Origin of the sequence: Mesorhizobium sp. M0207, from assembly GCF_040321995.1 — a bacterium.
Lineage (GTDB): Bacteria > Pseudomonadota > Alphaproteobacteria > Rhizobiales > Rhizobiaceae > Mesorhizobium.
This window is the reverse complement of the sequence record NZ_JAMYSQ010000004.1, coordinates 1-13,562: the sequence shown is the minus strand read 5'-3', so window position 1 is coordinate 13,562 and position 13,562 is coordinate 1. Positions and strand designations below refer to the sequence as shown.

Annotated in this window: 11 protein-coding genes and 2 pseudogenes; 8 read left to right on the top strand and 5 right to left on the bottom strand. The window is 62.0% G+C overall.

What is annotated here, in order from left to right:
* Positions 1-32 precede the first annotated feature (32 nt).
* Positions 33-200 (bottom strand): hypothetical protein, encoded by a 168-nt coding sequence (locus tag NKJ15_RS08150; protein WP_352451255.1) that lies wholly within the window; start codon positions 198-200, stop codon positions 33-35.
* A gap of 599 nt (positions 201-799) precedes the next feature.
* Here NKJ15_RS08150 and NKJ15_RS08145 point away from each other — a divergent pair.
* On the top strand, positions 800-1,264 hold the full coding sequence (locus NKJ15_RS08145) for a L,D-transpeptidase (RefSeq protein ID WP_352470721.1): 465 nt from the start codon (positions 800-802) through the stop codon (positions 1,262-1,264).
* A gap of 48 nt (positions 1,265-1,312) precedes the next feature.
* Here NKJ15_RS08145 and NKJ15_RS08140 read toward each other — a convergent pair whose 3' ends face one another.
* Both NKJ15_RS08140 and NKJ15_RS08135 read right to left on the bottom strand, forming a co-directional pair.
* Positions 1,313-4,399: an efflux RND transporter permease subunit gene (locus NKJ15_RS08140; RefSeq protein ID WP_352767473.1), complete on the bottom strand. Its 3,087-nt coding sequence runs from the start codon at positions 4,397-4,399 to the stop codon at positions 1,313-1,315.
* Positions 4,396-5,673, bottom strand: a complete 1,278-nt coding sequence (locus NKJ15_RS08135) for an efflux RND transporter periplasmic adaptor subunit (protein ID WP_502906878.1) — start codon at positions 5,671-5,673, stop codon at positions 4,396-4,398. Before NKJ15_RS08135 ends, NKJ15_RS08140 begins: the two co-directional genes overlap by 4 nt.
* A 149-nt stretch (positions 5,674-5,822) precedes the next feature.
* On the opposite strand from NKJ15_RS08135, the gene NKJ15_RS08130 reads away from it, so the two are divergent.
* From NKJ15_RS08130 to NKJ15_RS08115, 4 genes are all read left to right on the top strand, one after another.
* Positions 5,823-6,359, top strand: coding sequence for a TetR/AcrR family transcriptional regulator (locus NKJ15_RS08130; protein WP_352683701.1), 537 nt, complete (start codon positions 5,823-5,825; stop codon positions 6,357-6,359).
* Between the two features lie 194 nt (positions 6,360-6,553).
* Positions 6,554-7,198, top strand: coding sequence for a carbonic anhydrase (locus NKJ15_RS08125; protein ID WP_352814762.1), 645 nt, complete (start codon positions 6,554-6,556; stop codon positions 7,196-7,198).
* Positions 7,199-7,211: 13 nt separating this feature from the next.
* Positions 7,212-7,619 (top strand): nuclear transport factor 2 family protein, encoded by a 408-nt coding sequence (locus tag NKJ15_RS08120; RefSeq protein ID WP_502906883.1) that lies wholly within the window; start codon positions 7,212-7,214, stop codon positions 7,617-7,619.
* Positions 7,620-7,709: 90 nt separating this feature from the next.
* Positions 7,710-9,764, top strand: a complete 2,055-nt coding sequence (locus NKJ15_RS08115) for a M3 family metallopeptidase (RefSeq protein ID WP_352815002.1) — start codon at positions 7,710-7,712, stop codon at positions 9,762-9,764.
* Between the two features lie 327 nt (positions 9,765-10,091).
* Here the strand turns inward: NKJ15_RS08115 and NKJ15_RS08110 are convergent.
* Positions 10,092-10,488: pseudogene (locus tag NKJ15_RS08110) on the bottom strand (transposase); the annotation flags it as partial.
* Here NKJ15_RS08110 and NKJ15_RS08105 point away from each other — a divergent pair.
* The 3 genes and pseudogenes from NKJ15_RS08105 to NKJ15_RS08095 form a co-directional block, all read left to right on the top strand.
* Positions 10,475-10,666 (top strand): hypothetical protein, encoded by a 192-nt coding sequence (locus tag NKJ15_RS08105; RefSeq protein WP_352470727.1) that lies wholly within the window; start codon positions 10,475-10,477, stop codon positions 10,664-10,666. The pseudogene NKJ15_RS08110 and the gene NKJ15_RS08105 overlap by 14 nt on opposite strands.
* 35 nt (positions 10,667-10,701) lie before the next feature.
* Entirely contained in the window at positions 10,702-11,535 is an 834-nt protein-coding gene (gene nadE / locus NKJ15_RS08100; protein WP_352500802.1) for an NAD(+) synthase, read from the top strand.
* Positions 11,536-11,651: 116 nt separating this feature from the next.
* Positions 11,652-11,786, top strand: a pseudogene (locus NKJ15_RS08095) (IS630 family transposase); the annotation flags it as partial.
* A 211-nt stretch (positions 11,787-11,997) separates the two neighbouring features.
* Here NKJ15_RS08095 and NKJ15_RS08090 read toward each other — a convergent pair.
* Positions 11,998-13,335 carry an LGFP repeat-containing protein gene (locus tag NKJ15_RS08090; protein WP_352814758.1) on the bottom strand — a complete coding sequence of 446 codons (1,338 nt, stop codon included), beginning with the start codon at positions 13,333-13,335 and terminating at the stop codon, positions 11,998-12,000.
* Between the last annotated feature and the right edge of the window lie 227 nt (positions 13,336-13,562).

Genomic DNA, 13,562 nt, shown 5'->3' with positions numbered 1-13,562 from the left:
AAACCGGTTTCCACTTTGGGGTCCGATGCTCTTCAGCGCACCACGAGAAGCGACGGGCCGGACAGCATGTCACTGTTCGTACTGACCTCGCCGGCATGGGCACGTTCCTTCAGCAGCACGGTGGCGAGGCCGGCAATGCCGAGCAGGCCCTGGACGTAAAGCAGGGCGGAAAGCACGGAAGCGGCGAATTTCGTTTTCATCCTGTTCGTTCCTCAAAATTGGAATTTGCGGGCACTTCAGAGGAACCCCCGAAGCGCCCGCGCCGCCAGCGGAGCCCCCCGTTGCGGCGCGGGCCTTCGGTCCTCTCGGCTGCAAGTTGCCGGAGGCGCCGCGCATCCTCAACGGCCCTAAGCCGCCCCCGCCAGAGGGGCTTGAGCCGGTCGACGCGCAGGCTGGAAACTGTCCAGACCAATCCAGACCGTAGCGAAAACAGTGTTGTCTTCCGATCGTTCGTTGACCGCTGTTTTCGCTAGGTCAACTTTGCCTGTTCGCTGTATCCGGATCATGCCGCCGAGGCTGCGCTTTGTTGCAGCTCGGTTTCGGAGTCAGGTGAATTCTTATCAAACGAAAGGCAATCGCGTATTCGCGCCGCGGTTTGGCCGATCCGCCTAGGCAAACACGCCACTGTCATGACAACGTCGTGCAACTGCAGGCTGCTTTGCACGGACCTTTTCTGTTAACCAGGGGAAACAGAATCGAAACACAAACGAGCATCTAGCGAAATCGGCTTGAAACATGACGCCCCGATAAGCCGGTCATCGAATTGAGCCGGCCCCGACCGGCAGAATAGGGAGACATCATGTACACTGCCATTTCCGCCAAGCTCATCAACATCGCCGCCGCCGTCATCACCGGTACTGCCTTGCTTGTCAGTGCCGGCAACGGCGCAGCCCACGCCGCCGCCAACAAGATCGTCGCGCGGGTATCACTGTCACAGCAGACCATGGAAATCCTGGTCGACGGCCGGCCGACATTCGCCTGGAAGGTCTCGACCGGCGACAGGACGCACGTCACGCCGACCGGTTCGTTCAAGCCGACCCGCATGCATGAAATTTGGTATTCGAAGAAATACGACAACGCCCCGATGCCGCATTCGGTGTTCTTCAGCGGCGGCTACGCCGTACATGCGACAAGCGCCATCAAGCGCCTCGGCCAGCCAGCCTCGCATGGCTGCGTGCGTCTGCATCCGGACAACGCCGCCGATTTCTACCAGCTCGTCGAGGTCTTCGGCCCAGCCAACACCAGCATCGTCATCGTTAAATGAGCGATGCTGCTCTCGTCGCTCTCAAAAAAGGCCGGAAATTAGCGCAGCCTAATCCGGCATTACCGGCATCAGCTTCGGATCCGGCTTTTCGGCGTGATGCGGCAGGTCCTTGCTGGCGATGAAGGTGTAGAACATCGGCACCACGAACAGCGTGAACATGGTTCCGACCAGGATGCCGGTGAAGATCACCAGGCCCATCGAATAGCGTGCCGCGGCACCCGCGCCGCTGGAGATGATCAGCGGCACCACGCCGAGCGCCATCGCCGCCGTCGTCATCAGGATCGGCCGCAGCCGCACCCTGGCCGACGCGATGATCGCATCGCGCCGCCGCATGCCGTGCATTTCACGCTGCTGGTTGGCGAACTCGACCAGAAGGATGCCGTGCTTGGTGATCAGGCCGATCAGCGTGATCAAGCCGACCTGGGTGTAGATGTTGAGCGTGCCGAGCCCGACATTAAGCGGCACGATCGCGCCGAAGATCGACAGCGGCACCGCCATCATGATGATCAGCGGATCGCGGAAACTTTCGAATTGCGCCGCCAGCACCAGATAGATGACGAGCACCGCCGCCGCGAAGGCGATGATGATCGTGTAGCCCTGTTCCTTCTCCTGCCGCGATTGACCGGTATAGTCGATGAAGAAGGTGTCGGGCAGGCTTTGCTTGGCAATGTCCTCGATCGCCTGTAGCCCATCCCCGGTGGTGATGCCGGGCCGCGGCAAGGCAGAGATCGTCGCCGAGTTGAGCTGGTTGAACTGCTCGATGGCGGCCGGCGACGCGTTGGTCGAGATCTTCACCACCGCCGAGAGCGGCACCATCTCGCCCGATACGCTGCGCACGAAATACTCGCCCAGTTTTTCAGGGTTGTCGCGAAAGCTCTGCGGCACCTGCGGGATGATGTCGTAGCTGTTGGATTCGCGGTCGAATTGCGCCACTTCGGCGCCACCGACCAGGAGCGTCAGCGTCCGGCCGATGTCGGCTATCGGCAGGTTGAGCGCGGCGGCGCGGTCGCGGTCGATCGTCACCGTCACTTGCGGCGCGTCGAAGGTCATCGAATTCTGCACGACGATGAAGCGGCCGGAGGCCTGCGCCTTGTTCTTGATGTCTTCGGCCGCCTCGTACACCTGCGAGGCGTCGCCGGTCGAGCGCACGACCATCGTTATCGGCAGGCCGCCGCCGGAGCCGGGCAGCGTCGGCGGCGCGAAGACGAAAGCTTCGACGCCCGCCACCTTGCTCAGGCGGCCCGTAATGTCTTGCTGGATTTCCTTCGAGTTGCGCGTGCGGTCAGCCCAGTCCTTGAACGCAAAGCCGACGAAAGCGCTGTTCGTCTGGCCACCACCGAAGGCGACCGCCGAGAACTGTGCCCGCGTCTCAGGCAGATCCTTGACCAGGCCGAGTATCTGATTGACGTAGGTTTCGGTATAGTCCGACGTCGCGTACCGCGGCGCGGTCACCAGCGAAAGCAGGAAACCCTGGTCCTCTTCCGGCGCCAGTTCGCTCGCGGTCTTGGTGAACATGAAACCGGTCGTGGCGACCAGCGCGAGGACGATCATCAGCGTCACCGGGCGATAGTTCAACGAACCGGTGACGAGCCGCTCATAGATGTGTTCGACGCGCCCGAACGTATTGTCGACAATGCGCTGGAAGCGGCTGTGCGAGCCGGACCTCAGGATACGTGCCGACATCATCGGTGTGATGGTGAGGGCGACGACACCCGAAAGCACCACCGAGCCGGCAAGCGTCACCGCGAATTCGCGAAATAGTGCGCCTGTCAGGCCGCCGGTGAAGGCCAGCGGCGCGAACACGGCGGCCAATGTTATCGTCATGGCGACGACGGCGGACGAGATCTCGCGCATGCCGTTGAACGCCGCCTGCATCGGCGACAAGCCGTCTTCCTCCATGTGGCGGTGGATGTTTTCCACCACCACGATGGCATCGTCGACGACAAGTCCGATCGCCAGCACCATGGCCAGCAGCGACAAAAGATTGATCGAATAGCCCACCGAAAACAGCAGGAAACAGACACCGATCAGCGACAGCGGAATGGTCACGATCGGCATCAGCACCGAGCGGAACGAGCCGAGGAAGAGCAGGATAACAACGATGACGATGGCGACCGCCTCGCCGATGGTCTTGAACACCTCCTCGATCGACGCACTGATCTGCTCGGTGGAATCGTAGACGATCTCCATCGTCATGCCGAGCGGCAGCGTCTCCTGGATGGTCGGCACAATCTTGTGGATTGCCGCCGCGGTGGTCAGCGGATTGGCGGCCGGCGTCGGAAAGATAGCGAGAAAGATGCCGGGCTTGCCGTTGAAGCTGACCCTGGTGTCGGTGTTCGCCGCGGCGAGTTCGACGCGGGCCACGTCGCGCAATCTCACCACATTGCCGTCCTTCGACCGGAGTGGAAGGGCGGCGAAAGCCTCCGGGGTCTGCAGCGTAGAGCGAACGGTGATCGAAGAAACCACATATTCGTTTTCGGTGTCGCCGGGCGCGGAAAGGAAATTCGATTCGTTGATGGCGGCCAGCACTTCCGCCGCGGTCACGCCGCGCGCCGCCAGTTTGATCGGGTCGATCCAGACCCGCATCGAATATTCGGCTGCGCCGAAGATCTGCACGTCGGCGACGCCTTCGACCGTCGAGATACGCGGCCGCACGACGCGCTCGATATATTCGGTGAGCTGTTCCGGCGTCATGTTCGGGTTCTGCATCGAGATGTACATCATCGCGAACTGCTGGCCGGTGCCCTTGACGATCACCGGGTCTTTGGTTTCGTCCGGTAGATCGCCGCGAACGCTCTGAACCTTCGACAAGACTTCGTTCAGCGCGACGTCGGGGTCGGAGCCGAGCTTCATCTGCACTGTCACGGTGCTGGAGGACGGCCGGCTCGACGACGTGACATAATCGATGTTTTCGGTCGAAGCGACGGCACGCGCGATCGGCGCGGAAATGAACCCCTGGATCAGGTCGGCACTGGCGCCGGGATAGGCCGTGGTGATGGTGATGGCCGTTTCTTCAACCTCTGGATACTGCCGGATCGAAAGGTTGAAGATTCCCTGAAAACCCAGAAGCAGGATCATGCAGGCAAGCACGGTCGAAAGGACCGGGCGGCGGATGAAGAGGTCGGAAAAGCTCATTGCTGGGCTGCCTGCTGGTTCCCTGGCTTGCTCGGATCGATCGTGTTGTCGACGGCAACGGACATTCCGTTGGAGAGCCGGTTCTGGCCGGCGGTAACGACTTCGTCGCCGGGCGCGATGCCCTCCAGGATCTCGACCAGGCCGGCGTTGCGGCGGCCTGGCTTGACGAACACCTGGGCTAGCACGAGCTGCGGCTTCTGTTTTTCCGCTGCCGGCTTGGCTTCCTCTGCCGGTTTGGCTGGGGTAGCAGCCGGCTTTTCGTCGGGTTTTGCCGCGGGTGCTTCGGCTGCGGGCTTGGCAGCATCTGCAGCCGGCTTTTCTTCCGGCTTTGCCTCGGGCGCCGCGCCGTTGGCTTCGGCGGATTTGGCCGGCCGCACCACGAAGACGAAGTCGCCGTACAGGCTGGAAGTCAGCGCTGTCTGCGGCAGCGCCAGCACGTCGTTCTCCTCGGGCAGTTCGACGCGCACCTGGACGAACTGGCCGGGCGTCAGCTTGCCTTCGGGATTGCCGACCTCCGCCCTCACGGTCACCAGCCGGCTGGTCGGGTCGATCTTCGGATCGATGCCGCGGATGCTGCCGGTGAACGGCATGTCGCCGCCGCCGACGCCCAACCGCACCGTCTGTCCGATCTTCAGCTGCGGAAGCTGCTGCTCCGGCACGGTGAAATCGACACGCATCGTGTCCATGTCCTGCAAGGTCACCACGGCGGTGCCGGGTGTGAGATACTGGCCAAGGTCGATTTTCGGAATGCCGACGGTACCCTTGAAAGGGGCCGTCAACTGCTTTTGGTCGAGCACCGCTTGTAGCTTGTTTACCTGCGCGGCGGAGACCGATGCTGCTGCCTGCGCCGTGTCGAGCGTAGCGTCGGTGCCGACCCCGCGCTTCTGCAGCTCAAGAGCGCGCATCAGCGTGGTCTGGTCGGATGTGGCTTGCGCCTTCGACGCCACGAGGTCGGCTCGCTCGACTTCATCGTCGAGCTGCAGCAGCACGGCGTTGGCGGCGACCTTTTGATTGGCATGGAACAGGATGTCCTTGACGATGCCCGCGGTTTCGACCGTGAGGTCGACACCGCGTACGGCACTGACAGTGCCGATCGCCTCGATGCCGGGCGTCCAGGACATCGGTTTGACGATGACCGTCGACACCGTCGCGGCCGGCGGCTTCATGCTGGCGAAGAACTGTTTGATCGCATTGTCGCGAAACAGGTTGAAGCCGACGATGCCGCCGCACACCAGCACGAGCAGAATGAAGGCGATGATGAAGCGCTTGATCACGAACAGTCCCTCGGCCACGGCCCAGCATAACGGTCGGATGACCGGAACACATACCTGTGCCTGGTCCCAATTTCAAATGACGGCGATCTTACTGTACCGTCTGGACGGTCTTGTCAATTCCGCCTAAGCTAATGAATGGGGAACGCTTGATGAAGGCCCGCAGAGCAAATTCGCGCGAGAAGATCCTCGCCGCCGCCGCCGCCGTGGCGCGCGAGACGGGTCCTGGCAGCCTGTCGCTGGATGCGGTCGCCAGCCGTGCCGGCGTGTCGAAGGGCGGTCTTCTCTACAATTTCCCGACCAAGGCGAAATTGATGCAGGCGCTGGTGGAGGATTACCTGCGCGCCTTCGAGCAGGCCCTGGAGTCCGCCCGCACGGCCGGCGTCAACGGCGAAAGCCCGCTTGCAACTTACATCAAGCTGTCGGCCGAGCATGCCGAGGAATCGAAACCGTCGGCATCCTGGATATTTTCGGCGATTGCCGAGGATCCCGATTTCCTGACGCCGATAAAATCGTTCAGGCGGCAGCTATTCGAGCGGCTGAAGCAGGAGACGCCGAACCTCAAGGCGCTGCTGGTCTGCTATCTCGCCATCGAAGGGCTTCGCAGCATGAACCTGTTCGATTCGGACATTCTCTCCGCCGAAGAGCGCCGGCTGCTGATATCGACCCTGCTGGACATCGCGGAATAGTCGAACCGCCAATCTGCGGTTCTGAACCCGATTAATGGCGGCGTTCGTTCACCTGTGTCAAAATACGGGCTAGCACGTCGAAACCACGCCATCCCGCTTTCCGAAAATCGGTTCCGATTTTCGGGCCGATGCGCTAGAGCCTTTCGGGATTGAACCGAGCTGCCTTCAACCCGGAAAGGCTCCCACCGCTGCCCATGCCCCATCTTCCCGAGCATCTTCTCACCGGCTACCGCAGTTTCATGAGCGGCCGCTATCTCACCGAAAGCGGCCGTTATCGCTCGCTGGCGCGGGAGGGCCAGGCACCGGAAACGATGATCGTCGCTTGCTGCGATTCGCGGGCCGCGCCCGAAGCGGTCTTCGATGCCGGGCCCGGCGAGCTGTTCGTGCTGCGCAATGTCGGCAATCTGGTGCCGCCCTATGCGCCCGACGATCAGTTCCACTCGACATCGGCGGCGCTCGAATTTGCCGTGCAGAGCCTCAAGGTCAAGAACATCGTAGTGATGGGCCACGGCCGCTGCGGCGGCATCCGCGCGGCACTTGACACCACGGCCGCACCCTTGTCGCCGGGCGATTTCATCGGCAAGTGGATGAGCCTGATCGCGCCCGCGGCCGAGACCGTATCGTCGAGCACCTTCATGACCGCGACCGAGCGCCAGACGGCGTTGGAGCGCATCTCGATCCGCTATTCCATCGCCAATCTGCGTACCTTCCCTTGCGTCTCGATCCTCGAAGGCAAGGGGCGGCTATCGCTGCACGGCGCCTGGTTCGACATCTCGACCGGCGAGCTTTGGGTGATGAACAAGGACACAGGCGATTTCGAGCGACCGGAGACGGAGTAGGAGGTGAGGCATGATGCGAGCTCGGTTCGCGTTCGCGGCGGCGGCACTGCTGTGCTCGGCAAATGTCGCCCGTGCCGACGATAGCGCGATCATCGATCGCTGGTATTCGGCACTGCTCGTCGCCGACCGCACCGAATTGTCGGATCTGCTCGCCGACAACGTCCGCATCAAGCTCGACGACCTCGGCGTCGTGCAAAGCAGGCAGGAATTCATCGCCTCGATCGCCGAGTGGCAAGGCGCCGTCGCCGGGGCCGAAATCCGCCATCGGATCAAGAAATCGGAGGGCGGCGTCACCACTGTCATCGCCTGCTATGATTTTCCCAGCAACGACATGCTGATGCAGGAGACCTTTGCGGTCGCCAACGACCAGATCACCGCCAGTTCGCAAGCCGCGATCGCCGAAAATTGCGACGGCTACTGACGGAACCATGAACGGGACCCGCTGTTGCGCGCGACCGGCCGGCGTCCTACATCGGTGACGATCCGCCTCCTCCCGCCACTCAGCGAAAGTTTGCCCATGCCGTCCACCGTCGACCTCGCCGCCCATCCGCTGACCGCATGGCAAGGGCCGCTCGGCCTGCCCGATTTCACGCGCATCGGCGACGGCGATTTTTCTCCGGTCTTCGACGCGGCCCTGAAGGCGCATGAGGCCGAGATCGAGGCGATTGCCGGCAACACCGGGACACCGACGATCGAAAACACGCTTGCCTCGCTTGAGCTTGCCGGCAAGGCGGTCGACCATGTCTCCTCGATCTTCTGGTGCCGCGCCGGCGCCCACACCAATGAGGCGATCCAGGCGCTGGAGCGCGACATCTCGCCAAAAATGTCGCGGCATTACTCGGCGATCTCGATGAACGAACGCCTGTTTGCCCGCATCGACGATCTCTATCAGCGCCGCGAGGCTTTGAAGCTCGATGCCGAAACGCTGCGGGTTTTGGAAAAGACCTGGAAAAACTTCGTCCGCTCCGGCGCCAGGCTCGACGCCGAAGGCAAGAAGCGGCTTGCATCGATCAACGAGGAGTTGTCGTCGCTCGGCACCAATTTCGGCCAGAACGTGCTTGCCGACGAGCGCGACTGGGCGTTGTTCCTCGACGAGGCCGACCTTGCCGGCCTGCCGGAATTCCTGAAAAGCTCGATGGCGGAAGCCGCCGAGATGCGCGGCCAGAAGGGCCGCTACGCCGTCACTTTGTCGCGTTCGATCTACGAGCCGTTCTCGACCTTCTCAGAACGCCGCGACCTGCGCGAGACGGCGTTCCGCGCCTTCATCACGCGTGGTCAGAATGGCGGCGCTACCGACAACACGGAAGTGGTGCGCGACATGCTGCGCCTGCGCGCCGAGAAGGCGAAGCTGCTCGGCTACGCTTCCTACGCCGCGTTGAAGCTCGACGACACCATGGCCAAGGCGCCGGAGGCGGTGCACGCGCTACTCGATCCGGTCTGGGAAAAGGCGGTTGAAAAGGCCGCGAGCGACCAGGCCGAATTGCAGCGGCTGGCGGCCGAGGCCGGCAGCAACGAGAAATTCGCTGCCTGGGACTGGCGCTTCTATCAGGAGAAGCTGCGCGCAGAGAAATTCGCCTTCGACGAGGCCGAGCTGAAGCCGTACCTGCAGCTAGACCGCATCATCGACGCCTGTTTCGACGTGGCAACACGATTGTTCGGCATTTCTTTCGAAGAAAAGAAGGGCATTGCCACCTGGCACCCGGACGCTCGGGTTTTCGTGGTGAAGAATGCCGACGGCAGCGAGCGCGGCCTGTTCCTCGCCGATTATTTCGCGCGACCCTCGAAGCGCTCCGGCGCATGGATGAGCGCGCTGAAATCCGGCTACAAGCTTGGTCCTGGCTCCAAGCCGGTCATCTACAACATCATGAATTTCGCCAAGCCGCCGGCCGGCGAGGCAGCCTTGCTGTCGGTCGACGAGGCCAAGACCCTGTTCCACGAATTCGGTCACGCGCTGCACGGCATGCTGACCGACGTCACCTGGCCGTCGGTCGCGGGCACCTCGGTCAGCCGCGATTTCGTCGAGCTGCCGTCGCAGCTCTACGAACATTGGCTGACGGTGCCGGCGGTGCTGGAAAAGCATGCGCTGCATGTCAAGACCGGCAAGCCGATGCCAAAGGCGCTGGTCGACAAGATGCTGGCGGCGCGCACCTTCGGCGCCGGCTTCGCCACGGTCGAGTTCACCGCCTCGGCTTTGGTCGACATGGCCTACCATGCGCGGCCGGATGCGCCGCAGGAGCCGCTTCGTTTCGAAGCCGAAACACTCGAAAAACTCAACATGCCTGACACCATCGCCATGCGTCACCGCACCCCGCATTTCGGCCATATCTTCGCCGGCGATGGCTATTCTGCCGGCTATTACTCCTACATGTGGTCGGAAGTGCTTGACGCCGACGCGTTCGCCGCCTTCGAGGAAACAGGCGATCCCTTCAATCCGGCGCTGGCCGAGCGGCTGCGCAAGAACATCTACGCCGCCGGCGGTTCAAAGGACCCGGAAGAACTCTACACCGCCTTCCGCGGCAAGATGCCTTCCCCGGAAGCGATGATGGCCAAGCGCGGGCTGGTGTGATGCATGCCCGCTCTTGTCACCGTTCCTTTCCATCCTGATTGATGTCGGCTGTCATGGCGTCGGGTTGCGCACCGCCTGATCCGGTTTCCGCCGGTCCCGCTCGGCCCCGTTGGCCGTTCGCGTCGTTGAGGTGACTGCACTTAATGCGGTCTCCATCGTTCCGGCCGAAGGAGCCGCGTTCATGGCGGCGCTACGGGCTGTGCGGGGGTAGGCAACGACAGCTTGCCCGCTATGCTGATCGGCCGCTGCCGCATCCGGACCGCGCCTTGCGACGACTACTAGTGGCTCTGCACAGGGATTATGACTCGTTGGCGGTGGGCTTTGGATAGGATAGGCTTTGGCCAATTTGAGGCGGGCCTGTTCGGTCGAGAACATCCCGTTGATGCGGGCGCCGCTGGCGCCTCGCTGGTTTTCCCAAGCGGCGATCTCGGCAAACAGGCTGTCGCGACTTTCGATGCGGCGGTCGAGGCACCGGCTACGCAGGATGCCGATCTCGATCTCGACCATGTTGAGCCGGCTCACGTGTTTGGACGTGTCATGGAACTCCAGCCGTCGCAGGATGCGTCGCGCCTCTGACGCCGGCAGGGCCTGATAGAGCGCGGCGTGTGGGTCGGCAGACTAACGAGCACCACCCTGACGCGGTCGGCCTGGGGGAAATGAATATCGAGGAGGTCGCGCATGCAGTGGCAAAGTCTTGTGCTGCGCGCTCGGTGACCTTGACCTTATGCAAGGTGGGTGTCACCGCGCCTTCTGTCCATAAGATGGTGCTCATCCTCGAGCGGGCCGGATTGATCCGCAGGCGACCCGGCCTCGCGCGCAGCATTGAACTGCTCGTCGAACCCAATATCCTACCCACGCTACAACCCATCGAACCCGCCGAATCCTCTGTGCAGAGCTACTAGACGGAATGCTGTGATATCAGGAGCACCCACTGCCAATGACCGAACAGGAAATGATTATCAACGCGTTGGGCGTCGCTCCCAGTGTTGACGTCGCGCTGGAAGCACGCCGGCGTATCGACTTTCTCGGCACGTATCTGCGTGCATCGGGCCTCAGCACCTATGTGCTGGGGATCAGCGGCGGGGTGGATTCACTCGTCGCGGCCCTTCTGGCTCAACGAGCCGTCGAAGAACTGCGAACGGCTGGATACGACGCCAAATTCCTGGCCGTTCGGCTCCCGTATGGCAACCAGGCCGACGAGAGCGACGCCCAGCGGGCTTTGGACACCATAGGGGCGGACGAAGTGTGCCGGGTCGACATCAAGCCGGCTGCCGACGCAATGCTGGATTCGATCAAGCGGGCTGGTGTCGAGTTCGGCGACGCCGGCCGCGAGGATTTCTTGCTTGGCAACATCAAGGCGCGTCAGCGCATGATTGCCCAGTTCGCGCTCGCCGGTGCCAGCCGAGGACTGGTCATCGGCACCGATCATGCGGCCGAGGCACTGATGGGCTTCTTCACCAAGTTCGGCGACGGCGCCGCCGATATCCTTCCTCTTTCGGGGCTAAACAAACGCAGGGTGCGAGCCTTGGCCGCGCATCTGGGCGCTCCGCCCGAACTCGTCGACAAGACCCCGACCGCCGACCTGGAGAACCTTGTCCCGCTTCGTCCTGACGAGGATGCATATGGCGTCACGTATGAACAAATCGACGATTTCCTCGAAGGCAAGGAAATCGACGAGGCCGCGCGAACGCGGATTCTTCATGTACATTCCAGCACGGCACATAAGCGCGCGCTTCCGGTGACAGCGATTGCGCTAACACTCTCGCCATGACGGCACGGGCAAACAGTTCCATGATTCCGCTTCGTGGCCAGCGCCTCGTGGAGATTGCTTCCGCCATTTGGCAACCGCGAGTCTCGCGCGACAGCTGTTCGTGCTCGGTCAGCTCCAAGCGGGCCCAGATCCTGCTCGCTGCCAATGCCGGCCTGGGCGACGAGGCCATCGCCGCCACGGTGGTGGTCGGCGGCTCCACGGTCTACCGCACCAAGCGCTTCGTGGAGATAGGCCTGGAGGCGGCGCTCAGCGGATTGATCCGCAGGCAATCCGGCCTCGCGCGCAATATCGAACTGCTCGTCGAACCCGAAAGCCTACCCAGAGCCCAGCTAACCCATCAAATCCTCTGTGCAGAGGTACCAGGGCAATAAAACTCTCTGTCGCGAACTGGCAGCCCCGCCAACGGAAGGCGGGGCTGGTAAGTTGATTGTCCCGGCAAGCTTTTTTGCCAGGGCGATTGGCCTAGGCAGGCACAAAGCCAAAATAGGCTTTGTAGGAAGCCCCATCGCCGGAAATCAGGGGCGTTTCCACCTTGAATCCAATCCCGCTGAAGGTAGTATTGTTCGTGCGTGCAGCGAGCAACACCATCTGCTTTGCGGAGATGGTTACTGTCGCGCTCCCGATCCTGTCATCGCCCCAATCGAAGAGATCGCTGATGGCGCCGCCGATCGATGGCATCAAGGATCCCAGGGCCGGGCCGGCTATCGCGGCAATGATAGGTCCTGCCACCGGAATGAGGCCCAAAGCGAGCGTGCCCGCCGTATGGACGCCCATGACGATCTTCTGCACCTCGTCCTTGTATTTGTTGGGGTCGCCAAAATCGTTTTCCATCAGCACCGTGCCGATATTGATGCCGTAAGGCTTGCCTCGATAGATTTCCATAAGGTCGGGTCTTGTATCTCCGGCATCGACGTCGCCATAGACCTGGCTGCGCTTGGTGTCGGCGATCTGCGGCGTTGTCACGCTGACGATGACATAGGGTTCGTCCGCACTCGATCCCTGATCCCAGTCGGTCTCGCCGAAGCAATGGAGGCCGGTATAGTGGACGACGACATCTCGAAGGTCGATCGCGCCGGTGTCGGGCCACCAGTATATGCCGCCGTTTTCAAACAGATTGGCACGGCCACCATCGGCAAATTCGGTCTCGTCGGTCGTGGGATATCCCAGATATGACTGTTCCCAGCCCAGGCTCTCCCACTTCTTGCGGATGTCACCGTACACCACGTTGGCTCCTGTGTTCGGTGTCCAGTAGATCGAGCCGGCATTGGCAAAATGGTTGTAGCGCCCGACGCCGTCGGGAGTTCCGGTTTCGTCGGTGACCGGATAGCCGAGAACCGAGCGCTCCCAGCCCATTGCTGCCCATTTGCCGCGAATTGCCCCCCAAATCGCTTGAGCACCGGTATTCGGTGTCCAGTAGATCGAAGCGGTATTGTTGTTGAAGTGATTGTATCGGCCGACGCCGTCGGGAGTTCCGGTTTCGTCGGTGCAGGGAATGCCCCACGCGAGACCGCCAAGCGCAATCCACTTCCTGTAGATTTCGCCATGGATCTCAAAGGCGTCGTGCATGGCATCGTTGTAACAAATGCATGAGCCGTTCTTGAGATACCAGGCGTTTCCAGTGTCCTTCCTGTCGATCTCGGCGAAGCCGGCGCCTCCAAGGGAGTTGTACTTTTGCTGTATGACAGCTTCGGGCGAGAGGAGCGACCAAGGCCCGATCCTGAGCTGGTCGGAAAGTCTTGTGGCTCCAGCCCGGATGGTGCCGGCACGCACTCTCGAAGTCGCTCTGGCAGTATACGGCATGACCTTTTCCTTCCTGTGAGTGTTGGTATCGGGGGCTTCAGGCCTCCGGCGATCGGTTTTGATCGACGGGCCGAGATTCCCAGACCGCGACTTACGGACGGCTTACAGAGTTCCGAGCTGCGCCAGAGTATCCGTGTTGGTCAAGGGAGAGATGGTGTCCAGGTCCGATTGTCCCTGAGTAGTGCGTTTGCGAGGATGATGAGCTTTCGCATGATGGCTGTGATGGC

Coding starts and splice junctions, on each gene's coding strand:
- nadE (WP_352500802.1), top strand. CDS start 10,702: ATGACCGAACAGGAAATGATTATCAACGCGTTGGGCGTCGCTCCCAGT.
- NKJ15_RS08090 (WP_352814758.1), bottom strand. CDS start 13,335: ATGCCGTATACTGCCAGAGCGACTTCGAGAGTGCGTGCCGGCACCATC.
- NKJ15_RS08150 (WP_352451255.1), bottom strand. CDS start 200: ATGAAAACGAAATTCGCCGCTTCCGTGCTTTCCGCCCTGCTTTACGTC.
- NKJ15_RS08130 (WP_352683701.1), top strand. CDS start 5,823: ATGAAGGCCCGCAGAGCAAATTCGCGCGAGAAGATCCTCGCCGCCGCC.
- NKJ15_RS08125 (WP_352814762.1), top strand. CDS start 6,554: ATGCCCCATCTTCCCGAGCATCTTCTCACCGGCTACCGCAGTTTCATG.
- NKJ15_RS08145 (WP_352470721.1), top strand. CDS start 800: ATGTACACTGCCATTTCCGCCAAGCTCATCAACATCGCCGCCGCCGTC.
- NKJ15_RS08120 (WP_502906883.1), top strand. CDS start 7,212: ATGCGAGCTCGGTTCGCGTTCGCGGCGGCGGCACTGCTGTGCTCGGCA.
- NKJ15_RS08140 (WP_352767473.1), bottom strand. CDS start 4,399: ATGAGCTTTTCCGACCTCTTCATCCGCCGCCCGGTCCTTTCGACCGTG.